General features: G+C 62.7%; 20 protein-coding genes. 12 read left to right on the forward strand and 8 right to left on the reverse strand.

All coding sequences use genetic code 11. The annotated features are described in order from the left end of the window. The first annotated feature begins 100 nt into the window (after positions 1-100). Together X771_RS149870 and X771_RS149865 are read left to right on the forward strand one after the other, a co-directional pair. On the forward strand, positions 101-652 hold the full coding sequence (locus tag X771_RS149870) for a DUF2155 domain-containing protein (RefSeq protein ID WP_023667490.1): 552 nt from the start codon (positions 101-103) through the stop codon (positions 650-652). Positions 653-727: 75 nt separating this feature from the next. Further along, the gene (locus tag X771_RS149865) at positions 728-1,111 is read left to right on the forward strand and encodes a hypothetical protein (protein ID WP_023667489.1); all 384 of its coding nucleotides are present in this window, start codon (positions 728-730) and stop codon (positions 1,109-1,111) included. A 41-nt stretch (positions 1,112-1,152) separates the two neighbouring features. Here X771_RS149865 and aat read toward each other — a convergent pair whose 3' ends face one another. The 6 genes from aat to X771_RS149835 form a co-directional block, all read right to left on the reverse strand. Beyond that, the gene (gene aat, locus X771_RS149860) at positions 1,153-1,770 is read right to left on the reverse strand and encodes a leucyl/phenylalanyl-tRNA--protein transferase (RefSeq protein ID WP_023688381.1); all 618 of its coding nucleotides are present in this window, start codon (positions 1,768-1,770) and stop codon (positions 1,153-1,155) included. A 27-nt stretch (positions 1,771-1,797) separates the two neighbouring features. After that, the gene (gene accC / locus X771_RS149855) at positions 1,798-3,141 is read right to left on the reverse strand and encodes an acetyl-CoA carboxylase biotin carboxylase subunit (RefSeq protein WP_023681497.1); all 1,344 of its coding nucleotides are present in this window, start codon (positions 3,139-3,141) and stop codon (positions 1,798-1,800) included. A 10-nt stretch (positions 3,142-3,151) separates the two neighbouring features. Continuing rightward, entirely contained in the window at positions 3,152-3,616 is a 465-nt protein-coding gene (accB, locus tag X771_RS149850) for an acetyl-CoA carboxylase biotin carboxyl carrier protein (RefSeq protein ID WP_023681496.1), read from the reverse strand. Between the two features lie 26 nt (positions 3,617-3,642). Then, positions 3,643-4,077, reverse strand: coding sequence for a type II 3-dehydroquinate dehydratase (gene aroQ / locus X771_RS149845; protein ID WP_023667485.1), 435 nt, complete (start codon positions 4,075-4,077; stop codon positions 3,643-3,645). Between the two features lie 150 nt (positions 4,078-4,227). Beyond that, on the reverse strand, positions 4,228-5,031 hold the full coding sequence (locus X771_RS149840) for a DsbA family protein (protein WP_023688382.1): 804 nt from the start codon (positions 5,029-5,031) through the stop codon (positions 4,228-4,230). A gap of 57 nt (positions 5,032-5,088) precedes the next feature. Beyond that, positions 5,089-6,516: a M48 family metalloprotease gene (locus X771_RS149835; protein ID WP_023688383.1), complete on the reverse strand. Its 1,428-nt coding sequence runs from the start codon at positions 6,514-6,516 to the stop codon at positions 5,089-5,091. A 144-nt stretch (positions 6,517-6,660) separates the two neighbouring features. On the opposite strand from X771_RS149835, the gene X771_RS149830 reads away from it, so the two are divergent. Further along, complete coding sequence (locus X771_RS149830) at positions 6,661-7,809, forward strand: aminotransferase class I/II-fold pyridoxal phosphate-dependent enzyme (RefSeq protein WP_023688384.1); 1,149 nt, start codon at positions 6,661-6,663, stop codon at positions 7,807-7,809. Between the two features lie 11 nt (positions 7,810-7,820). Continuing rightward, complete coding sequence (locus X771_RS149825; RefSeq protein WP_023688385.1) at positions 7,821-8,750, forward strand: glutaminase; 930 nt, start codon at positions 7,821-7,823, stop codon at positions 8,748-8,750. Positions 8,751-8,843: 93 nt separating this feature from the next. Here the strand turns inward: X771_RS149825 and X771_RS149820 are convergent, their stop codons facing one another. Next, positions 8,844-11,762 (reverse strand): ribonuclease E/G, encoded by a 2,919-nt coding sequence (locus tag X771_RS149820; protein WP_023688386.1) that lies wholly within the window; start codon positions 11,760-11,762, stop codon positions 8,844-8,846. Positions 11,763-12,410: 648 nt separating this feature from the next. On the opposite strand from X771_RS149820, the gene X771_RS149815 reads away from it, so the two are divergent. The 5 genes from X771_RS149815 to X771_RS149795 all read left to right on the forward strand — a co-directional run bounded on the left by X771_RS149815 (position 12,411) and on the right by X771_RS149795 (position 18,812). Continuing rightward, a complete protein-coding gene (locus tag X771_RS149815; protein ID WP_023688387.1) occupies positions 12,411-13,670 on the forward strand; it encodes an N-acetylmuramoyl-L-alanine amidase in 1,260 nt (419 codons plus the stop codon). 213 nt (positions 13,671-13,883) lie between these two features. Then, positions 13,884-16,340 carry a penicillin-binding protein 1A gene (locus X771_RS149810; RefSeq protein ID WP_023667477.1) on the forward strand — a complete coding sequence of 819 codons (2,457 nt, stop codon included), beginning with the start codon at positions 13,884-13,886 and terminating at the stop codon, positions 16,338-16,340. A 130-nt stretch (positions 16,341-16,470) separates the two neighbouring features. Further along, positions 16,471-17,602, forward strand: a protein-coding gene (gene prfB / locus X771_RS149805) for a peptide chain release factor 2 (RefSeq protein WP_155922402.1) whose coding sequence is annotated in 2 segments (ribosomal slippage) — positions 16,471-16,536 and positions 16,538-17,602 — 1,131 coding nt in all. Because the reading frame shifts where the segments join, the coding sequence is not laid out codon by codon here. A gap of 106 nt (positions 17,603-17,708) precedes the next feature. Beyond that, a complete protein-coding gene (locus tag X771_RS149800; RefSeq protein WP_023667475.1) occupies positions 17,709-18,128 on the forward strand; it encodes a GFA family protein in 420 nt (139 codons plus the stop codon). Positions 18,129-18,416: 288 nt separating this feature from the next. Then, a complete protein-coding gene (locus X771_RS149795) occupies positions 18,417-18,812 on the forward strand; it encodes a hypothetical protein (RefSeq protein ID WP_023667474.1) in 396 nt (131 codons plus the stop codon). A gap of 54 nt (positions 18,813-18,866) precedes the next feature. Here X771_RS149795 and X771_RS149790 read toward each other — a convergent pair whose 3' ends face one another. Further along, positions 18,867-19,736: an NmrA/HSCARG family protein gene (locus tag X771_RS149790; RefSeq protein ID WP_023667473.1), complete on the reverse strand. Its 870-nt coding sequence runs from the start codon at positions 19,734-19,736 to the stop codon at positions 18,867-18,869. Between the two features lie 103 nt (positions 19,737-19,839). Here X771_RS149790 and X771_RS149785 point away from each other — a divergent pair, with 103 nt between their 5' ends. From X771_RS149785 to X771_RS149775, 3 genes are all read left to right on the forward strand, one after another. Continuing rightward, positions 19,840-20,730, forward strand: coding sequence for a LysR family transcriptional regulator (locus tag X771_RS149785; RefSeq protein ID WP_023681487.1), 891 nt, complete (start codon positions 19,840-19,842; stop codon positions 20,728-20,730). 147 nt (positions 20,731-20,877) lie between these two features. Beyond that, complete coding sequence (locus X771_RS149780) at positions 20,878-21,246, forward strand: GFA family protein (protein WP_023688388.1); 369 nt, start codon at positions 20,878-20,880, stop codon at positions 21,244-21,246. 151 nt (positions 21,247-21,397) lie between these two features. Continuing rightward, entirely contained in the window at positions 21,398-22,048 is a 651-nt protein-coding gene (locus X771_RS149775; RefSeq protein WP_023667470.1) for an OmpA family lipoprotein, read from the forward strand. Positions 22,049-22,110: the final 62 nt, after the last annotated feature.

Consider the following 22,110-nt stretch of genomic DNA (forward strand, 5'->3'; position numbering starts at 1 on the left):
TTGTCGCCACAATTGGCGTTTAGCTGCTTGCTGATATGACAACGGCGAATAGCCTTGGGCGTGACAGAATCACCCGGGCCCAAACCACCGGTATCTCCGCATGAACATTTTCAGCCTGACATCGATGGCCGGACTGGCGGCAATTGGCGCTATCGCCATGTTCCCGACAGCGTTTGCCGCGGCGCAGGCGCCTGCGGCAGCACCCGCAATCTCCGATCGCATCACCAATCCGGTCGCCGAATTTGCCGGCATCGACAAGATCACCGGCCGTATCATCACCTTCGATGTCTACATCGACGAAACCGTGCAGTTCGGCGCTTTGCAGGTGACGCCGCGCATCTGCTATTCGCGGCCGGAGAATGAGGAGCCGAAGACCGATTCCTTCGTCGAAGTCGACGAAATCACGCTCGACCGCAAGATCCGCCGCATCTTCACCGGCTGGATGTTCGCCGAGAGCCCCGGCCTAAACGCCGTCGAGCACGCCGTCTATGACGTCTGGCTAAAGGGCTGCAAGCAGAAGTCGGATGTGCCGCCGCCCGACGCGGCCAATGCCGAGACGCCCAAGGTCGACACGTCCAAGCCAAAGCCCGCCGCTGCTCCGGCCGCCGAACAGCCGGACCCCACGGAGCCTGACGCGACCAACACCAACTGATCCTCCGGAACCGTCATGGCCACCATGCGTTGGGCCATGGACGACCGCGCATTTGCGTGCTTGGAGGATATTCTGATGTCGGACAGCAAACGGATCACGGCCAGCAAAGACGACCTGCTCGAACTCGAAAAGGGGTTCTGGACGGGCGACGAAGCTTACTACGCCGCCAATGTCGACACAGAATGCCTGGTGGCATTTCCTGAGATGGCACAGGCAATGGACAATGCCGATCTGGCCAAGACCGCGACCAAGCCCAACCGCTGGCGCGACCTTCAGATCGACCTCAAGGGTATCATCGAGCCCGGCAGCGACATTATCATGCTGACCTATGAGGCTCATGCGACACGAGAAAACGGCGAGCCCTACGCCGCGTTGGTCAGCACCGGCTATGTCCACCGTGTCAACGGCTGGAAGATGATGTTCCATTCGCAGACGCCGATGGAAACCGCGAAGGGCTGACCCCTTCACCGGTCGAGCCGGCTCGGCCGCTCGGTCTCCGGTCAGGGATAAAAAACGGCTTCCCCCTTCAGCGCGTCGGCCAACATCTTCTCGTATTTGACGCGCGGCACGTCGACCGCGCCGAAGCGTTTGAGATGCTCAGTGGTGAATTGCGTGTCGAGCAGGGCAAAGCCGCGCGCCTTCAGCCGCTCGACCAGATGATACAGGCAGGTCTTGGACGCGTCGGTTTCCCGGGCGAACATGCTTTCGCCGAAGAACACGCGACCGAGCGAGACGCCATAGAGACCGCCGACCAGCCGTTCCTCGCGCCATGCCTCGACCGAATGGCAGTGCCCAAGACGGTGCAGCTCAATATAGGCTTCGCGGATCGGCGCGTTGATCCAGGTCGAGCGGCGCTCCTCGCGCTTTTCGGCGCAGCCGTCGATCGTCGCCTCGAAATCGAAATCGAAGCGGATGTCGAACGGGTGCTTGCGGATCGTCTTCTTCAAGCTCTTCGGCGTGTGGAAGCCATCGAGCGGAATGATGCCGCGCGTCTCCGGCCGCACCCAGAACACTTCCGGGTCGGAAGCGCTCTCGGCCATCGGGAAGACGCCCGAGGCATAGGCCTTGAGCAACAGGTCGGTCGGAATGCGATAGCCGGGTGCGTAGGGGCGGGTCATCGCGGCATCATAGCGGCAATTCGGGCGCTATTCCTCTTTGGCCAGATACTTTTCCAGCCAGTGGATGTCGTAGTCGCCATTGGCGATATCGGCATTGCCGACCAGGTCGCGAAACAGCGGCAGTGTCGTTTTGATGCCGTCAACGACGAATTCGTCGAGCGCCCGGCGCAGCCGCATCATGCATTCGACGCGGTTGCGGCCGTGCACGATCAGCTTGCCGATCAGGCTGTCATAATAGGGCGGGATCTTGTAGCCGGAATAGACACCGGAATCGACGCGGATGCCGAGACCGCCAGGCGTGTGGAAATGTGTAATCGTGCCGGGCGAAGGCGTGAAGGTGCGCGGGTCCTCGGCATTGATGCGGCATTCTATGGCGTGGCCGTTGAACTTGATGTCCTCCTGGCGCACCGAAAGCCCGCCGCCGGAGGCAACGCGGATCTGTTCGTGGACGAGATCGATGCCGGTGATCGCCTCCGTCACCGGATGCTCGACCTGCAGCCGCGTGTTCATCTCGATGAAGTAGAACTCGCCATTCTCGTACAGGAATTCGATGGTGCCTGCGCCGGAGTAGCCGAGGTCGGCGATGGCCTTGGCACAGATATTGCCGATGCGGGCGCGCTCCTCGGCGTTAAGGGCCGGCGAGGGCGCCTCTTCCCAGACTTTCTGGTGGCGGCGTTGCAGCGAACAGTCGCGCTCGCCGAAATGCACGCCGCGGCCGGCGCCGTCGCCGAATACCTGCACCTCGATGTGGCGCGGCTTTTCCAAGTATTTCTCGATGTAGACGGCATCGTCGCCGAAGGCGGCTCCCGCTTCCGTGCTCGCTGTCTGCAAGGCGATCTCGAGATCGGCCTCGGTAAGGGCGACCTTCATACCGCGCCCGCCACCGCCTGCCGATGCCTTGATGATCACGGGATAGCCGATCTCGGCGGCAATGCGCCTGGCTTCCTTTTGATCGGTGACGGCGCCGTCGGAGCCCGGCACAACCGGAATGCCGAGCCGCTTTGCGGTGCGCTTGGCCTCGATCTTGTCGCCCATGATGCGGATGTGGTCGCCCGACGGGCCGATGAAGGTGATGTTGTGGGCGGCGAGAATGTCGGCGAACTTGGCGTTTTCCGACAGGAAGCCATAGCCCGGATGCACGGCATCGGCGCCTGTGATCTCGCAGGCTGCGACGATCTGGTGGATGTTGAGATAGCTGTCGCGCGACGGCGGCGGACCGATGCACACGCTTTCGTCGGCGAGCCTGACATGCATGGCGTCAGCGTCGGCGGTCGAATGCACGACCACGGTCTGGATGCCGAGTTCCTTGCAGGCGCGCAGCACCCGAAGCGCGATTTCGCCGCGGTTGGCGATGAGGATCTTCTGGAACATCCGGCCCGCTCTACTCGATCACGACGAGCGGCATGCCGTACTCGACCGGCTGGCCGTCCTCGAACAGGATCGCCGTCACCGTGCCGGCGCGCGGCGAAGGGATCTGGTTCATCGTCTTCATCGCTTCGATGATCAGCAGCGTCTGGCCTTCCTTGACCTTCTGGCCGACTTCGATGAAGGCCTTGGCGTCGGGCGAGGGCGCGAGATAGGCGGTGCCGACCATCGGCGAGGGGACCGCGTTCTTGGACGGGTCGGCCACTGCTGGTGCGGCAGCCGCGCCCGCCGCGGGCTGCTGCGCTGCCGGAGCATAACCGGCCTGCGGGGCGGCGATGGCGTGGACGGCCGGCGCCTGGCGCGACACGCGCACCTTCAGGTCGCCGAGCTCGACTTCGATCTCGGTGAGATTGGTGTCGTTCAGTATGCCCGCGAGATCGCGGATCAGTTGCTGGTCAACACCGGTCTTCTTTATCGACATTTTCGAGCCTTCTGTTTGTGGGCCGGTCATAGGCGTGCCGCCAGCGCCTGCAGCGCCAGCGAGTAGCCAAGCGGCCCGAACCCGCAGATCATGCCGACAGCGACCGGCGCGACCATGGAGACGTGGCGGAATGGTTCCCGCGCGTGGATGTTGGAGAGGTGAACTTCGGCGACGGGCAGCGGCGCGACAGCGCGGATGGCGTCGTGAATGGCAATCGAGGTGTGGCTGTAGGCACCCGGATTGATGACGATGCCGGCTGCCTTGTCGCCGGCTTCCTGGATCCAGTCGACGAGGTCGCCCTCATGGTTCGACTGGCGAAAATCAATCTCGAGGCCAAGCGCGGCGCCCGCCTGCTTGCAGTCGTCGGCGATCGCGGCAAGCGTCTTGCCGCCATAGATGCCCGGCTCGCGCTTGCCGAGCGCGTTCAGGTTGGGGCCGTTCAGGACGAAAATCGTTTTCAAAAATGCCGACCTTTTCCGACGCCGGCCTCAAGCCGGCGCGCAGGGCCTTCTATAATGGGCATAGCCGCCCGCGGAAAGAGCACAAGTGCGATCTTTCACTGTCCACAACAGGCGGAAATGTGCCCGTGAGAAATAGGCTCGCGTGCAAGATCAGAGCGCGGCTTTCGCCGCCTCGATCTTTTCAGCCAGCACTTCCTGGCCGAGCGCCCCGAACACCACCTCATTGCCGACCACGTAGGAAGGCGTTCCGGTGATGGCCAGCTTGTTGGCGAGGTCGAAGGTCTTGGAGAAAGCCTCGGTGATGGTCGGATCCTTCATCTTCTCGCGCAATTTCGCCTCATCGGCGCCTAGCGACAGCGCAACCTTGATGGCCGCCGCCTCGGTAGCGCGGCCCTGGCCGCCGAGCAGGGCGTTGTGGAACTCGCCGTATTTCTCCGGATGCATCAGGTGGAAAGCCATCGAGACGACGCTGGCCTTTTGCGAATCCGGCCCGAGGATCGGGAATTCCTTGAGCACGAAGCGCAGCTCCGGATCGGCCTTTGTCAGAGCCTGCATGTCGTCGATGGCGCGTTTGCAGAAGCCGCAATTGTAGTCGTAGAATTCGACGATGGTGACCTTGCCCTTCGGATTGCCGACGACGCCGTCGAAGGTCGAGTTGAAAATCTCGGACTTGGCCTTCTCGATGACTCCGAGGCTGGCGATGCGCTGCTCTTCCTTCTGCTTGGCCTCGAGCGCCTCCTGCACTTCGAGCAGCACTTCGGGGTTCTTCAGGAGATAGTCGCGGATAATGCCCTCGACCTCGGTGCGATCGATCTTGGTGTCGGAAGAGGCGGTCTGCACGGTCTGCGCCGTGCCGGCCTTGGCCACCTGCGGACTGCCGGCGACGAACCCGAAAGCCAGCATGGCAAGAGCAGCCGCCATTCCCGTCGTGCCGAGCAATATTGCCTTGTTCATCGTCTGATCCTCTTGCCGGTTCCGGTCTATCCTAGTCGCAGCGGGCGACCGGAAGGTTCATTTCTTGAGTTTGCCTGAAGGGTTGTAGTTTATGATGTCCTGCGCGCGAATCCAGCCGGGTTCGCCACGCTTCAAGTCCTTTTGCGCGCGCATGGCGAAAATTTTCGCATTCGTGTAATCGCCGGAATAGAAATGGCCCTCGGCGGTGGCGAGTTCCGCCGCCGGAATGTTGCCAAGCTCGCCATAGGCCTGGGCGAGATAGCGGTATCCGACCGTGTTTTCCTTGTCGCGCCCGAGGCCGTTGTTGATCTGCACCACCGCCTTCTTCAGCGAATCGGGCGTGCCGATGGCCATCAGCGCCTGGCCGAGAGAAACGGGCAACAGGCCCGACCTCACCGGATCGAGGCTGACCGCCTTGGCATAGGCGTCCGCGGCGTCCTTGGGCTTGTTGGCCTTCATCAGTATGTCGCCGCGCATTTCCTGGAAGTAGGGGTTCTTCGGCTGTTCCTTGATCAGTGCATTGGCCTTGGTCAGCGCCGCACCCAGATTGCCGTAGAGATAGGCCATCTGCGCTTCGCCATAGCGCGAGGCGAGGCTGCCCGGGGCCTTGCGGATCAGCCGCGTGGCCGCGGCCTGGCCGCCCATATAGGCGGCGATCTTGATGCGCATCATGTCGTGCCGCTGCTGCAGTGCCGGCGGATCGACCTTGTCGACGTTAGGGCTCTGCTTGACCAGCACTTCGAGATTGGCGATGCGCTCCTGCGGCATCGGGTGGCTGATGCGGTAGGGATCGACCTGCGTGCCGGAAAGCGACAGCGCGCTCTGGAACCGGGCGAAGGTCTTCAGCATGCCCATGCCGGACTGGCCGGTGGCATTGAGATAGGTGATGGCAGAGCGGTCGGCGGTCGACTCTTCGGTGCGCTGGTAGGCAAGAATGCTGCGCTGCGCCATCTCGCCGCCGCCCGCGGCGACGCCCATGCCGGCGCCGGCAAGGCCGCGGCTGTTGGTGGTGGCGCCGGCAACGATGGCGCCGGCGCCAAGCAGCGTAGCGATGATGGCCATGGTCTTGGCGCGCTCGAGCTGGTCGCGCAATTTCTGCTGATGGCCGCCGGCGATGTGGCCGGCCTCGTGGGCGATGACGCCGATGATCTCGTTGGGCGTTTCGGCCTGCATCAGCGCGCCGGTGTTGATGAACAGCCGGCGCCCGGTAACGAAGGCGTTGAAGCTCTGATCGTTGACCAAAACGATATCGACACCGTCATTGGCAAGACCGGCCGCCTTGAAGATCGGCCGCGCATAGTCGCGCACCAGCGCCTCGATCTCGGCATCGCGCACGACCGGCACCGCCTGGGCGAAGGCCGTCACCGAGCCGGTGACAGCGACGGCGGCCGCAAGCAAAAGCGTCGCGAAGCCGCGCGCTGTCTTCCCGATGGAAGATTTGCCGATGGAAGATTTGGAAGTCGTCGATTTGGGTCGGCTCAGCATGAGGTCCACTGGTAAACGAGCGGGCGAACGATGAAAAGTCACGGCACCGAAACTAGGCGAACTTGTGATCCTCACATCAATCGGGCATTTGTGCGGCGCTGCCGCCGGTTCATGGCTTCGAGCGGCGGGCCGGACGGAGGTCAAATGGTAGTTTCGCTGTCGCGCCGCGGTGAAGTCGAGCCGTTTCACGCCATGGACATTCTGGCCGAAGCCAACCGGCTGAAGGCGACGGGCGTGCCTGTCGTCTCCATGGCCGTCGGCCAGCCATCCGATCCGGCGCCCGTGGGCGTGAGGGAAGCAGCCGCAAATGCGCTGAGGATCGGACGCATCGGCTATACCGACACGCTCGGTCTGGCGGATCTGCGCAAGGCGATCGCCACGCATTATGGCGACCATTACGGGATCGATGTCGCGCCGAACCGGATCGCCGTGACCACGGGATCGTCGGCCGCCTTCAATCTGGCATTCCTGGCGATGTTCGATCCCGGCGACCGCGTCGCCATCGCAGCACCCGGCTATCCGGCCTACCGCAACATCATGGCCGCGCTCGGTATCCAGATCGTCGAGATCGAGCTCGGCAGCGACGCCTATCTTCATGCCGAACATTTGAAATCGGCGCACCGGGAAAAACCGCTGAAGGGTGTGTTGTTCGCCAGCCCGGCCAATCCGACAGGTGCGGTCATTCCCGTCGACGAGTTGTCGGCACTGGTGAGGACAGCCGAAGAACTCGGCATCGCGGTGATATCGGACGAAATTTATCACCGGCTGGCCTATGCCGCGCCCGACACCACGGCGCTGGCCCATGGCTCAGGCGTGACGGTGATCAATTCCTTCTCGAAATATTATTGCATGACCGGATGGCGCATCGGCTGGATGGTGCTGCCGGAAGCTCTGGTGAGGCCGATCGAGCGCATCGCCCAGAGCCTCTACATCTCGCCGCCGGAACTGTCGCAGATCGCCGCGATCGAGGCCTTCAAGGCGACCCAAGAGCTGGAAGCGGTGAAGGCGCGCTATGCCTGGAACCGCGAGCTGTTGATGCGGCGCCTGCCGGAACTCGGATTTCCCTTGGCGGCGCCGATGGACGGCGCCTTTTACGCTTTCTGCGATGTCACCCGGCATACCAATGACAGCATGGCCTTTGCGCGCAAAATGCTGGCCGAAGCGCATGTGGCGGCGACGCCCGGTCGCGATTTCGATCCGCTGGCAGGACACCGCACGATGCGCTTTTCCTATGCCGGCAGCCATGACGACATGGTCGAGGCGATGGCGCGCATCGAGCGCTGGCTGAAATAGCGGGGACGAGCATGCCGGATCTTAAACAAGCGCTGGCCGACGTCGCCGCCGAGATGGCCGAGCGCTCCGATCGCGGCGAGGTCGCCACCTACATTCCGCAGCTCGGCAAGGTCGATCCGAACAAATTCGGCATTGCCGCCGTGACCAATGACGGCCGCGTGCTGGTCGCCGGCGACGCCGACCAGGCGTTTTCGATCCAGTCCATCTCCAAGGTGTTTACGCTTACGTTGGCGCTCGGCAATGTCGGCGACGCGCTGTGGCAGCGTGTCGGACGCGAGCCGTCGGGCAATCCGTTCAACTCGATCGTGCAACTCGAGCATGAGAACGGCATTCCGCGCAATCCGTTCATCAATGCCGGCGCCATCGTCGTCTCCGACATACTGCTTGCCGGCCACCAGCCGCGCGAGGCGATCGGCGAAATCCTGCGCTTCATCCAGTTCCTTGCCGATGACGAAACCATCATCATCGACCGCGAGGTCGCGGCTTCCGAACGCGCCACCGGCTATCGCAACTTCGCGCTTGCCAACTACATGAAATCCTTCGGCAATCTCAACCATGCACCGGAGCTGGCGCTGGGCGTGTACTTCCACCATTGCGCCATCGCCATGAGCTGCCGGCAATTGGCGCTGGCCGGCCGCTTCCTCGCCAATGGCGGCAGAAACCCGGCAACCGGGCACTCCGTGGTGTCTGCCGAGCGGGCGCGGCGCATTGGCGCCATGATGCTGACCTGCGGCCACTATGACGGTTCCGGCGATTTCGCCTTCCGTGTCGGCATTCCCGGCAAAAGCGGCGTCGGCGGTGGCATATTGGGGATCGTGCCGGGTGTTGCTTCGCTCGCCGTATGGTCGCCGGGCTTGAACGCCAACGGCAATTCCAAGCTGGGGTCGATCGCCTTGGAAAAACTGGCCAGGATGATGAACTGGTCGATTTTCGCCCCCTGACGCCTTCCGTCATTCGCGCATGCAAAAATCCCGCGCCGTGGTTTGAACGGCGCGGGATTTTTGTCAGGAACCTATCTTAATCGGCTGAATAGCTTAGAAAAAGCCCTTCCGCTGCCACCAGCCGGCGCGCTTCGGCTTTTCCTCGGCCTTTGCCTCGTCGGCAACGCTGGAGGAAACCACCGGCACCGCGGAGGTATCCGCGGCCACGGCTTTGCGCCGTGACGGGCGAGCCTTGGCGGGCTCGTCGTCGACGGTCGTTTCCGTGGCGGCATCGGCCGCAGCGGGGGCGGCTGCTTCGACGGCAGCTTCCGGTGCAGCCTCGGCCGCCGTCTCATCGGCGACTTCCACCACAGCCTTCTTTGCCCTTGAAGCGCGCTTCTTCTTCGGCTTTTCGGCTGGAGCGTCGTCGTTCGCCGCGGCGGGAGCCGCTGCTTCTTCAACCGCTACGGCTGCTACGGGCTCGCTTGCGGCCGTTCCGACTTCAGCGGCCTCGGCCACCGAGGCGGTTTCGCCGGCTTCGGTCTCCGTGCCGTCTTCGCGACGATTGCGCTTGCCGCCGCGCTTGCCGCGACGGCGCTTCTTGCCCTGGGCGTCATCTGATGCTTCCACCGTTTCGACGGCGCCAACCTGGGCTTCGTCTTGCTGTGTTGCATCGTCATCGCCTGGTTCAGCGGCAAAGTCGTCGCTTGCCGCCGAAACCGAAGCACCTTCGGCGCCATGCTCGCGATCGCCATGTTCGCGTTCGCGATCCTTGCCGCCGCGCCGCCTGCGGCGCTTGCGACGCTTGCGGTCGCGGCCTTCGCCGTCCTCAGCCGATCTCGGCTGCTGCTGCTGCGATTGCGGCTGCGCCTGGCGCGGCTGCTCGGCCTGTACCACAACCTCGTCGTCTTCCTCCTCGATGACGATCTCGTCCTCGGGCTCTTCCGGCTCGACATAGGCCGGGAAGGTTCGCGCTTCGACAAAGCCTTCCGGCTTTTCGGCAATGGCGCCGCGGAAGATCGCGTAGTGCTGCACACCGACCGTATCATCGGCCTCGACGGTGATGGTCAGGCCAAAGCGGCTTTCGAGTTCCACCAGCGTGCCGCGCTTGTGGTTGAGCACATAGAGAGCGGTCGCCGCCGGGGTCCGCACCGTGATGTGGCTGCGCGAATCCTTGAGCAGGAATTCCTCGATCGCCCTCACCACCATCAGCGCCACCGACGAATCGGAGCGCACATGGCCAGTGCCGCCGCAATGAGGGCACGGCTTCATGGTTGATTCCAGCACGCTGGCGCGGATGCGCTGGCGCGACATCTCCATCAGGCCGAAATGCGAGATGCGGCCGACTTGGATGCGGGCTCGGTCGTTCTTGAGGTGATCCTTCAGCCGCTTCTCGACGGAGCGGTTGTTGCGGTTCTCCTCCATGTCGATGAAGTCGATGACGATCAGGCCGGCGAGATCGCGCAGCCTTAATTGCCTGGCGACTTCTTCCGCCGCTTCAAGGTTGGTGTGGAGAGCGGTGTCCTCGATCGAGTGCTCCTTGGTGGAGCGGCCCGAATTGACGTCGATGGCGACCAGCGCCTCGGTCTGGTTGATGATGATGTAGCCGCCGCTCTTCAGCGTCACCTGCGGCTGCAGCATGCGGTCGAGCTGCGCCTCGATCCCGTTGCGCACGAAGATCGGCGTCGTGTCGCGGAACGGCTGAACCACCTTGGCGTGGCTCGGCATCAGCATGCGCATGAAATCCTTGGCCTCGCGGTAGCCTTCCTCGCCGGAGACAAGAATCTCGTCAATATCCTTGTTGTAGAGGTCGCGCACCGAGCGCTTGATCAGGCTGCCTTCCTCATAGACGAGGGCAGGGGCGGTGGATTGCAGCGTCAGATTGCGGACGTTTTCCCAAAGCCGCATCAGATATTCGTAGTCGCGCTTGATTTCCGCCTTGGTGCGGCTTTCGCCGGCGGTGCGCAGGATGACGCCCATGCCCTGCGGCACTTCGAGATCGGCAACGACCTCCTTGAGGCGCTTGCGGTCGACCGCACTGGTGATCTTGCGCGAAATGCCGCCGCCGCGTGCGGTGTTGGGCATCAGCACGGAATAGCGGCCGGCAAGCGACAGATAGGTGGTGAGTGCAGCGCCCTTGTTGCCGCGCTCTTCCTTGACCACCTGCACCAGCAGGATCTGCCGGCGCTTGATGACTTCCTGAATCTTGTACTGGCGGCGCACCGGCTTGCGGCGGCTGCGCACCTCTTCCAGCGCATCCTCGGCGCCTACGGATTCGATCTCGTGGTCGTCCGGATGCGAGGACTGCACCTCTTCCAGCATGCCGCGATCATTGTCCCCGGAAGTGGCTTCGCCACTTGCCTCGCTGGACGACCTTTCGTCACCCGGCTCGGCCGCAGGGACAGCTTCGGAGATCACATCCGCTTCGACGCTTGCCGCGATCGATGTCGGGCCTCCTTCCGACGGTTCGGTCCCGGATGTCTCGGCGTCGGAGGCTTCGCTGTCGCCATGCCCGGCATGATCGTCATGCCCGGCGGTATCAGCCGCGCCATGCTCGGAAGCAGGCTCTTCGGAGACGGCATCGCTGCCGGCATCGCCATGCTCGCCGTTTTCATCATCGGCGCCGGCGTCGCGCTTGTGTTCGCCGCGCTCACGACCCTTGCCGCCGCGCCGGCGGCCGCGCCGGCCGCGATCGCGGCTCTGGCGGTCGTCGCCGTCATTGTCCTCGTTCTCCTCGTCCTCGGCTTCCTGCGCTTCAGCGCGCAGCAAAGCCTGACGATCGGCGACCGGGATCTGGTAATAGTCGGGGTGAATTTCACTGAAGGCGAGGAAACCGTGACGGTTGCCGCCATATTCGACAAAGGCTGCCTGAAGGGAAGGTTCGACGCGCGTTACGCGGGCGAGATAGATGTTTCCTTTGAGCTGCTTCTTGTCCTGAGATTCAAAGTCGAATTCTTCAATACGGTTACCGCGGATAACGACAACGCGTGTTTCCTCCGGGTGGGAGGCGTCTATCAGCATTTTGTTGGGCATTATTTCGTTTCCTCCCGGCAGCCGTCAGCCGCAGCTTGCGAAGCAAAGCCCGCTGCTGCGTGTCTGGGATGTGGGTGCCGGATGTCTGAATGTCCGCCGGACGCCGCTTGAGCGCCATGGCGGTGCCGCCCGCAGCCACAATGGCGCGGTTTGATGCGGACCTTTCCATGATTGCGCTTGAAGCCATCGTCACCAGCAGAACCTTTTGAACCAAAGCCCGGACGAACCGGACCAGCTTGTTTGCTCATACAGAGCCGGCACGGGAACAAACCCGGCCGTTTTCCTCACGCAGGCGATTCCCCCGCCACGGGCGCACACCTGCGAAATTCGTCGCGATCACCTGAAGCCTTTTCGCTGGAGCGAAAGGAGCCGCCTTTCATCTGACCTGTAGCAGGAAGCTGCGGGAGAAGCGGTTCCAGGATTGCAGTGATCCACCATCGCTTTTATGATTTGACGGGGTGGAAGGCAACCCCGATTTCGGATGCCGGCAAAAAGCAGTGCCGTAACGGAAGCACAGGCCTTAATCCTCAATGAAAAGGCTTGGTTAACCTTCTCTGGATACCAATCGTTAATCGAGTCTGCGGCCTGACCGGCATTTCGACCAACCACGCGGGCGCAAGGCGCCAAACCGGGAGCGACTGCAAAGAAATGGGACTGGCGGGCACCACAGACAAGGGCCATGGCCGTGCAGGCCGTTTCCTGCGCGCTGCCGGTGTGCTGTTGCTGCTGGCGCTTTGCCTTGCTTTTGCGCCGGTTTCACGCGCCGCCGATGCGCCACTCGGCGCCACCGCCTACAAGATGGCCGGCGACGCAACCAAGATGCGCATCGTCATCGATTTCGACCGCGAGCCCGACATCAAATGGTTCCTGCTGCGCGGCCCCAACCGGCTGGTCGTGGACCTGCCGCGCACCCGATTCGCCATTGGCGCGAAGGACGCCAAGGCCCGCGGCCTGGTCAAGGCGGTGCGTTATGGCGATCAGGGCGAGGGATCGCGGCTGATCCTGACCGGCAAGGGGCCGTTCTCGGTCGACAAGCTCGAGGTGCTCAAGAACGAGGACGGCGCAGGCTATCGCATCGCCATCGACGTGTCGGCAGCCTCCGACCGCGAGTTCGACGAAGCCCTTGCCAACCAGGCGCTGACCACCGGCTCGACCGTCTCCACCGACAAGGGCTCCAGGGTCGGCACAGGGCCGATATCCAATCCCGGGCATCGCTTCACCATCGTCATCGATCCCGGCCATGGCGGCATCGACGGTGGCGCCGAAGGCCTCAACGGCACCATCGAGAAGAACGTGACGCTGGCCTTCGCCACCGAACTGCGCGACAAGCTCGCCGCCGTCGGCAACTACGACGTGTTCATGACGCGCGATTCCGACGAGTTCCTGCGGCTCGATGACCGCGTGCGCATCGCCCGTCAGCACGAGGCCGACCTTTTGATCTCGATCCATGCCGACACGATCAGCGTCAAGGGTATCAGAGGCGCCACCGTCTATACCGTCTCCGACAAGGCGTCCGATCCGCAAGCGCAGGCGCTTGCCGACCGTGAAAACCTCTCCGACCAGTTCGCCGGCATGGTGATCAAGGACGACAACAAGGAAGTCACCGACATACTGATCGACCTGATCCGCCGCGAGACGCATAATTTCTCGATGAGCTTTGCCCACACTCTGGTCGGCCAGTTGTCCACCAGCGTCGGCCTGATCAATAATCCGCAGCGTTCGGCCGGTTTCAAAGTGCTGAAAGCGCCCGATGTGCCGTCGGTGCTGGTGGAACTCGGCTATCTCTCCAACGCCAAGGATGAAGCGCAACTGCTCGACGCCGACTGGCGCGGCAAGGCGGCGGAGAGCATCACCAACGCCGTCGCCCTGTTTGCCTCCGCCAAGATGGGAACGGGAACCGGAGGCTGAGATGGTCGCCGCCGCCCACGACCGGAGGCAGCGTTGCACGACGACAACACCAGGCGCTTTTATTTCAGGTGGGGGATGCCTAAACCGGGCACTGCCGTATTTTGCCCACATGGTGGCGACATGGGTTTTCCATCACGGATCGGGACAGTTGCGAAGGCTTGCGCGAAAGGCGGCTTCGTCTAGGAAATTCCCGGACCTCGGACTGGAGCGGGCATGATTCGTCTTATCGGCTATTTCTTTGGTATCGGCACGACGCTGGCGCTTATCGTCGCCGCGGGCGTGGCGATATACATCAGCCATCTATCGAAGGACCTGCCCGACTACGAGGTTCTGGCCAAGTACGAGCCGCCAGTGACGACCCGCATCCATGCTTCCGACGGCTCGCTGATGGCCGAATATGCGCGCGAACGGCGGCTCTATCTACCGATCCAGGCGGTTCCGGACCGGGTCAAGGCGGCGTTCCTGTCGGCCGAGGACAAGAATTTCTACAACCATCCCGGCATCGACATCACCGGGCTTGGCCGCGCCATCTACGTCAACCTGCAGAATCTGGGTTCGGGCAGGCGCCAGGTCGGCGCCTCGACCATCACCCAGCAGGTGGCGAAGAACTTCCTCTTGTCCTCGGACCAGACCTACGAGCGCAAGATCAAGGAGATGATCCTGGCCTTCCGCATCGAGCAGGCTTATTCGAAGGACCGCATCCTTGAGCTCTATCTCAACGAAATCTTCTTCGGTTTCGGCGCCTATGGCGTTGCGGGCGCGGCACTGACCTATTTCGACAAGTCGGTCAACGAACTCACCGTCGCGGAAGCCGCTTATCTGGCGTCGCTGCCGAAGGGGCCCAACAACTACCATCCCTTCAAGCATGCCGACCGCGCCATCGAGCGCCGCAACTGGGTCATCGACCAGATGGTCGAGAACGGCTACGTGACACGCGAGGAAGGCGACAAGGCCAAGGCCGAGCCGCTTGGCGTGACGCCGCGCCGCAATGGCTCCTATCTGTTTGCGGGTGAATATTTCACCGAGGAAGTGCGCCGCCAGATCATCTCGCGCTATGGCGAGAACGCGCTCTATGAGGGCGGCCTTTCGGTGCGCACGACGCTCGATCCGAAGATCCAGCTCATCGCCCGCAAGTCGATGCAGAACGGCTTGCTCAAATACGACACGCTGCGCGGCTATCGCGGACCGGTGACGCATATCGATGCTTCCGGCGACTGGGGCGTGGCGCTGGGCAACGTCAAGGGGCTGGAAGACGTGCCGGAATGGTCGCTTGCCGTCGTGCTCGACAGCTCGGCGACCGGCCTGTCCATCGGCCTGCAGCCGACGCGGCAGATATCAGGCGACATCGTCAAGGAACGCGTCGAAGGCGCCGTCAGCAAGGAAGACATGAGCTTTGCCATGCGCCATGTGGTCGATGGCAAGACGGTCAAGGCCAAGTCTCCGGCCGATGTACTGCAGCCCGGCGACGTCATCTTCGTGCAGAAGAACGAAGGGTCGGAAGGCGCCTACACGTTGCGCCAGGTGCCGGAAGTGGAGGGCGGCCTGATCGCCATGGATCCACATACCGGCCGCGTGCTGGCCATGGTCGGCGGCTTCTCCTATGCGCAGTCGGAGTTCAACCGCGCCACGCAGGCGATGCGCCAGCCGGGATCGTCCTTCAAGCCGATCGTCTATTCGGCCGCGCTCGACAATGGCTATACGCCGGCCTCGGTGATCATGGACGGACCGATCACCATCCAGAGCGGCACCACGACCTGGACGCCGAAGAACTATGACGGCACGGTGGCCGGTCCCGCGACCTTGCGTTCCGGCATCGAAAAGTCGCGGAATTTGATGACGGTGCGGCTCGCCAACGACATGGGCATGAAGCTGGTGGTGGAATATGCCGAGAGGTTCGGCGTCTACGACCATCTGGCGCCGTATCTGCCGATGGCGCTGGGTTCCGGCGAGACGACGGTGATGCGCATGGTGTCGGCCTATTCGATCATGGCCAATGGCGGCAAGTCGATCAAACCCTCGCTCATCGACCGCATCCAGGACCGCTACGGCAAGACCGTGTTCAAGCAGGACGAGCGCGGCTGCGAAGGTTGCAATGCGCCCGAATGGAACAACCAGCCCGAACCGGAACTGGTCGACAATTCCGAGCAGGTGCTCGATCCGATGACCGCCTACCAGATCACCTCGATGATGGAAGGCGTCGTCCAGCGCGGCACCGGCGCCACCATCGCCGAGCTTGGCCGCCACATCGCCGGCAAGACCGGAACGACCAATGACGAGAAAGACGCCTGGTTCATCGGCTATACGCCGAACCTCGTCGTCGGCCTCTACATGGGTTACGACACGCCACGCGGTCTCGGCCATGGCGCCACCGGCGGTGGTCTGGCGGCGCCTATCTTCAAGGACTTCATGCGCGTTGCGCTGGACGGCACGCCCAATGTCGACTTCAAGGTGCCGGAAGGCATGAACCTGGTCGCGATCAACCGCAAGACCGGCATGCGTGCCGCGTCGGGCGATCCCGGCACCATCATCGAAGCCTTCAAGCCCGGCACCGGCCCAGCCGACAGCTATTGGGTGATCGGCATGGGCGCCGACGGGTCCAACGGCGCCGGCGGACCGCTATCGCCGCAGGCTACGGAAGCCATCCAGGCACCCGGCGGCGGACTCTACTGACGACCTGATTTTTTACGTCGAGTGGGCTGGCTTGTTGAGCCGGCCCATTTCGCTTTACAGGCAGCAATGCCGTGCCTATGTATCGCGCCGACCCAAGCGCCACTTCAAAAACAGGACAGAACAACCAGCCATGCGCGCGGAAACGCAGAATATTGTCGACGAGATCAGGCAGGCGATCACCCTGCTGAGGAGGCATCTTTGACTGGGATCAGGCTATAAAGCGGCTTGAATACCTGAACGTGCGCGCCGAGGATTCCAGCCTCTGGAATGATCCGCTGGAAGCGCAAAAGCTGATGCGCGAGCGCCAGGGCCTCGAAGACGGGATCGCCGGCGTCAAAAGCCTGACTCAGGCGCTGGAAGACAATATCGGCCTGATCGAACTGGGTGAGGAAGAGGGCGACCAGAGCGTGATCGCCGAGGCGGAAGCAGCCCTCCGCTCGATGCAGGGCGAGGCCAAGGCCCGCCAGGTCGAGACGCTGCTGTCGGGCGAGGCCGACGCCAACGACACCTATCTCGAAGTCCATGCCGGCGCCGGCGGCACCGAGAGCCAGGACTGGGCCTCGATGCTTCTGCGCATGTACACGCGCTGGGCCGAGCGTCGCCGTTTCAAGGTCGAAGTGCTGGAAGTCCATGACGGCGAAGAGGCCGGCATCAAGTCCGCCACGCTCCTGATCAAGGGCCACAATGCCTATGGCTGGCTGAAGACCGAGTCGGGCGTTCATCGCCTGGTCCGCATTTCACCCTATGACAGCAATGCGCGCCGCCACACGTCCTTCTCCAGCGTCTGGGTCTACCCGGTCGTCGATGACAGGATCGAGATCGACGTCTCGGAATCCGATGTACGCATCGACACCTACCGCTCATCCGGTTCGGGCGGCCAGCACGTCAACACCACGGACTCGGCGGTTCGCATCACCCATATCGCCACCGGCATCGCGGTTGCCTGCCAGGCCGAACGCTCGCAGCACAAGAACAAGGCGAAGGCCTGGGAAATGCTGCGCTCGCGCCTTTACGAGGAAGAGCTGAAGAAGCGCGAAGCGGTGGCCAATGCCACAGAAGCGTCGAAGAGCGACATCGGCTGGGGTCACCAGATTCGTTCCTATGTGCTGCAGCCCTACCAGTTGGTGAAGGACCTGCGCACCGGCGTCGAGAGCACCAGCCCGTCGAGCGTGCTCGACGGCGACCTCGACGACTTCATGGAAGCCTCGTTGTCGCAGCGCATCGAGGGCGGTGCCGGTGAAGCCGTGGCCGACCTCGACTAGGATATGTTCATATTCAGCTGAGGCCGGCCTGCGAATGGATGATACCTGCGCTTCCGCCACTTTCTTGAATAAGAACATCCCTTGGCGGGGGAGCGAAGGAGGAACCATGACTCGCAGGCTCACCGGCAAATGCTTTTGCGGCACGGTTCAGTATGAAGTGGCGGACGAGTTCGTCTATGCCGCGATCTGCCATTGTTCGAACTGCCGGCGCACCACAGGTTCCGCCTTCAAGCCCTTCGCCGGCATCGAGCGCGAGAAACTTGCCCTTGCCGAAGGGCATCACGGGCTCATCCATTTCGGCGATGACAGCGGCCACGATGCGCATTGCAGCCGCTGCGGCTCGTTGCTGTATTCGCTGGTCCGCGACGGCGCCTATGTCCATGTCGCCATGGGCACGCTGGTCGACGATCCGACGATCCGGCCGACCGCGCACATCTTCGTCGGCTCCAAAGCGCCATGGTTCACCATCGCCGACGACTTGCCGCAATATGAAGGGCATGTGGTCGCCGGTCCAGGCGAAGTATAGGCTGGAACCACATTCGGCCAATCCCGTTGTTTCGATGCCCGTCTGCCGGGAGTTGAGCCTGGCCTTGGATCTCGTCAGCGGTTGCAGATAGCGGCGTAGATGTGGCGGCCTCGCGCAGCAACTTCTTGCGCCAGCCTAGGAATCAGCCCAGCATCCGAGGGCTGGAAGAGAAAAAGCATTTATGGCCGGACGCGGCATATCTGCGACCTGACGATCCGGCCACTGGGAAGACACGTTCCGGGAACGGGCAAGCGAAACGCTTGATGCTCGTTTGAAAGGAACGCTTCCATGTCTGCTGCCACTCTCCGATCGGCCAGAGCCGTTCAACCGGCTGGCCGACTCCTGTTTTCCTTGTTCGTGACCCCGATCTTTGCAATCGCGATGCTTGCTGCGGTGCTGACCGCACCCGCCTTCGCCCATGACGCCAAGCCTACGGCGGCGAAGCCGCAAGGCTGGAGTTATCCCTTCGCCTGCTGCGCAAACTACGACTGCCGTACCACCCATACCGGCGAGGTGCTGGAAAAGCCGGAGGGCTATGTCATCGCCGGAACGGGGGAGGTCGTGCCGATGAGCGACAAGCGGGTCAAGGACTCACCCGACGGCGATTTCCACTGGTGCGCGCACCAGGCCGGCCTCGACGCAGGCAAGACGATCTGCCTGTTCGTGCCACCGCGTTCCTACTGAGTTCTGTTGGCAGTTCTCATCGGAAGGCCGGCCTTGGTGCTGAAGGCGCTTGCGTCAGACGGAAGCAGCGAGTGCTGAGGCGAAGTCGCGATACGGCCGCAGTGGGCGACCCAGAAGTGCCGTCAGGCGCTCGACGTCGCCGGTCTCGGGCAGCATCCCGTCGGTAAAGAAACGCTCGCCCATCAGGCGCATGTCGTAGGCCATCCAGGCGGGCAGGAACTGCTTGAGATTTTGCTCAAAACCCTCCGTATTGTCGCCGCTGTAGCTGATCGGGCGGGCGAGTACGTCTGACCAGATTGCGGCAATGTCCGTCCCGGTCAGTGTCTGCGGACCGACGAGGTTGATCCTCTCGAACGCAAGCGGCTCCTTGGACCGTTCGCGACGCAGCAGCTCAAGAGCGGCGATCTCGGCGATATCGCGGGCATCGATCATGGCGAGACCCTTGGGGCCGATCGGCATTGGGTAGGTGCCGTAGCCGGTGATGACGTCTTCGACCGTCAGATCGTTCTGGATGAAGTAGGCCGGGCGCAAGATCGTAGCTTTGAAGTCCATCTGTTCGATCATTCGCTCCACGCCGAACTTGCCCGCGAAATGCGGCACGTTCACATAGACGTCAGCGTGGATCACCGAGAGATAGACGATCCGCTCGATGCCGGCCGATCGGGCGACATTCAAGGCGATCAAAGCCTGGGTGAATTCGTCCGGCACCACGGCGTTCAAGAGGAACAGCGTGGAAACGCCAGACATGGCTTTGCGCAGCGAATCGACATCGAGAAAGTCGCCTTGCACGACGGATACGCCTGCCGGAAAACTGGTTTTCGACGGATCGCGCACGAGAGCACGCACATCGGCGCCGCGCTTGGCGAGCTGTTCGACGACTTGGCGGCCGATATTGCCGGTGGCGCCGGTAACGAGAATGGTCATGGAATTTCTCCTGTTGGGTTGCTTGACAGCCCCAATATGTGTGGCTCACAAAGAGCCCAGTAGATGGCAATTTTAGACACGTCGTCTCACTGGTGGGACAGTCATGGATCTTTTAGCCCTTGCCGATTTTAACCTCGTGGCTCGCCATGGCGGCTTCGGCAAAGCGGCAAGGTCCACCGGCCGGCCCAAGGCAACATTGTCCCGGCGCGTTGGCGAATTGGAAAGCAGTCTCGATCTGCGTCTGTTCGAACGGGGTGCGCGTAACCTGAAGCTGACCGAAGAAGGACGGGCGCTCTTCGAGCGGACGGGGGCGTTGCTTGCCGAGCTGGACGAGACGGCATCGGCGATTGCCTCGGGCGGCCAGAGACCCAAGGGCAGATTGCGGATCAGCGCGCCTTTGCATTTTTCGCAGACTGCAATGGGGAGGATCGCCGCGGGATTTGCCCTGAGGTATCCTGAGGTGAGGCTTGAAGTGACCACCGAAGACCGGCATGTCGACATGATCGAGGAAGGCTACGATCTGGTAATCCGGGTCAATCCGGATCCCGATGAAAGCCTGGTCGGACGGGCGTTTCTCCGCGACCGCCTGGTCGTTGTGGCGAGCCCGGACCTTCCTCGCCCGGCCGATGGGCTCGCCGCTCCTGGCGTTGCGCGCGGGACAGGCGAGCGGCAAACATGGCAGGTGAAGACACCAGGTGGCCGGGCAACACTCAGAATCGAGCCGGTCCTCGCCTTGTCGACGCTCATCATGGTCCGGGATGCGGTGCGAGCCGGCATCGGCGCAGGACGGCTTCCCATTTCATTGGTGGCCCACGACCTGGCTGACGGCACACTGGTGAATTGGGGGGATATTGACGGCCCCGAAATTTCTCTATGGACGCTCTACCCCTCCCGGCGGCTGCTCAGCGCGCGCGTGTCGGCGTTCCTGGATTTTCTGAAACAGGCTTTCCCAAACGGGACGCCGGACGAACTGGCCGCCTATATCGGCAGGTGACGACGATTGGGAGGTGACGACGGGCCTGCTTCAGCCAGAGCGCCGCTCGGCTCGATCGACCGGAGCCTGCTGACAGACAGTTGTCAGGAGCCTTCCTTTATGGTGCCTTGCCGCATGGGTGGCGGGCAACGGAGAGGAAAGCTTTTCATGACCATCAAGGCCAGCTGTCATTGCAAGGCGACGACGTTCGAGGTTTCGCAGGCGCCCGAGACGGTAACACAATGCACCTGCTCGTTCTGCTCCAAGCACGGTTCGCTGTGGGCTTACTACGTTCCGTCGCAATTCAAGCTCACCAGCTCGCCGGAAAACGTTTCCTTCTATCAATGGGGATCGAAGACCGTCAAACACGGGTTTTGCGCCATTTGCGGCTGCGGCACCTTCACCGAAACGCCGGACTGGTCGACCGGAAAACCGGACTTCGACAATCCCAAGATCTCAGTCAATTCGCGGCTGTTCGACGATTTCGACCTCGACAAGGTCGAGGTGGTCGTCATTGACGGCAAGAACCTCTGGTAGGCCAGCACCAGCCACCGAAGCGGAAGTGTGGCGCGAGCGGGGAGAAGCCGCTTTCGCCGCTCGGTTTTTCGCCGCATTTCATGTTACAAGACCGGAGAAGGGCTTATATGCGCGAGCCGCAAAGGCCGCGCTTTGGAGAGGGACGATCCTTATGAAAAAGACTGTGCTCGTCGCCGTTGCGACGGCTGTGCTGGTGAGTGCCTGCACCACGACCGATCCGTACACCGGGGAGCAGAAGGTTTCGAACACCGCAGCCGGCGCCGGCCTTGGCGCCCTGGCGGGCGCGGGCCTCGGCCTGCTTGCCGGCGGCAATGACCGCCGCAACGCGCTGATCGGCGCCGGTATCGGCGCGCTGGCCGGCGGCGCCATCGGCGCGACCATGGACCAGAACGAGGCTGAACTGCGCCGCCAGCTCGAAGGCACCGGCGTCAGCGTCACCCGCACCGGCGACCAGATCATCCTCAACATGCCGTCCGACATTACTTTCAACGTCGACCAGGATGCGGTGAAGCCCGGCTTCTACCAGGTGCTGAACTCGGTTGCGCTGGTGCTGAAGAAGTTCAAGCAGACCACGGTCGACGTGTTCGGCCATACCGATTCGACCGGTGGCGACGAACACAATTTCGATCTGTCGCAGCGCCGCGCATTGGCGGTCGCCAACTATCTCTCAGGCCAAGGTGTCGATTCGCGCCGCTTCGCCGTCACCGGATTCGGCAAGACCCGTCCGATCGCGTCCAACGGAACGGCGGCCGGCCGTGCGCAGAACCGGCGCGTCGAGATCCAGCTTTCGCCGCTGACCTGAATTGTTCGGCATCGAAATGCGAAGGCGGCCCCCGCAAGGGGCCGCTTTCTTTTTGGGCTCCT

Source organism: Mesorhizobium sp. LSJC269B00 (genome assembly GCF_000502815.1).
Lineage (GTDB): Bacteria > Pseudomonadota > Alphaproteobacteria > Rhizobiales > Rhizobiaceae > Mesorhizobium.

Bases quoted from the DNA above. Each gene is read 5' to 3' on its own strand.
- X771_RS149830 (WP_023688384.1), top strand. From the start codon at position 6,661: ATGGTAGTTTCGCTGTCGCGCCGCGGTGAAGTCGAGCCGTTTCACGCC.
- X771_RS149835 (WP_023688383.1), bottom strand. From the start codon at position 6,516: ATGCTGAGCCGACCCAAATCGACGACTTCCAAATCTTCCATCGGCAAA.
- X771_RS149775 (WP_023667470.1), top strand. From the start codon at position 21,398: ATGAAAAAGACTGTGCTCGTCGCCGTTGCGACGGCTGTGCTGGTGAGT.
- X771_RS149815 (WP_023688387.1), top strand. From the start codon at position 12,411: ATGGGACTGGCGGGCACCACAGACAAGGGCCATGGCCGTGCAGGCCGT.
- accC (WP_023681497.1), bottom strand. From the start codon at position 3,141: ATGTTCCAGAAGATCCTCATCGCCAACCGCGGCGAAATCGCGCTTCGG.
- X771_RS149795 (WP_023667474.1), top strand. From the start codon at position 18,417: ATGTCTGCTGCCACTCTCCGATCGGCCAGAGCCGTTCAACCGGCTGGC.
- X771_RS149870 (WP_023667490.1), top strand. From the start codon at position 101: ATGAACATTTTCAGCCTGACATCGATGGCCGGACTGGCGGCAATTGGC.
- X771_RS149785 (WP_023681487.1), top strand. From the start codon at position 19,840: ATGGATCTTTTAGCCCTTGCCGATTTTAACCTCGTGGCTCGCCATGGC.
- aat (WP_023688381.1), bottom strand. From the start codon at position 1,770: ATGACCCGCCCCTACGCACCCGGCTATCGCATTCCGACCGACCTGTTG.
- X771_RS149820 (WP_023688386.1), bottom strand. From the start codon at position 11,762: ATGCCCAACAAAATGCTGATAGACGCCTCCCACCCGGAGGAAACACGC.
- X771_RS149865 (WP_023667489.1), top strand. From the start codon at position 728: ATGTCGGACAGCAAACGGATCACGGCCAGCAAAGACGACCTGCTCGAA.
- X771_RS149825 (WP_023688385.1), top strand. From the start codon at position 7,821: ATGCCGGATCTTAAACAAGCGCTGGCCGACGTCGCCGCCGAGATGGCC.
- accB (WP_023681496.1), bottom strand. From the start codon at position 3,616: ATGTCGATAAAGAAGACCGGTGTTGACCAGCAACTGATCCGCGATCTC.
- X771_RS149800 (WP_023667475.1), top strand. From the start codon at position 17,709: ATGACTCGCAGGCTCACCGGCAAATGCTTTTGCGGCACGGTTCAGTAT.
- X771_RS149790 (WP_023667473.1), bottom strand. From the start codon at position 19,736: ATGACCATTCTCGTTACCGGCGCCACCGGCAATATCGGCCGCCAAGTC.
- X771_RS149810 (WP_023667477.1), top strand. From the start codon at position 13,884: ATGATTCGTCTTATCGGCTATTTCTTTGGTATCGGCACGACGCTGGCG.
- X771_RS149840 (WP_023688382.1), bottom strand. From the start codon at position 5,031: ATGAACAAGGCAATATTGCTCGGCACGACGGGAATGGCGGCTGCTCTT.
- X771_RS149780 (WP_023688388.1), top strand. From the start codon at position 20,878: ATGACCATCAAGGCCAGCTGTCATTGCAAGGCGACGACGTTCGAGGTT.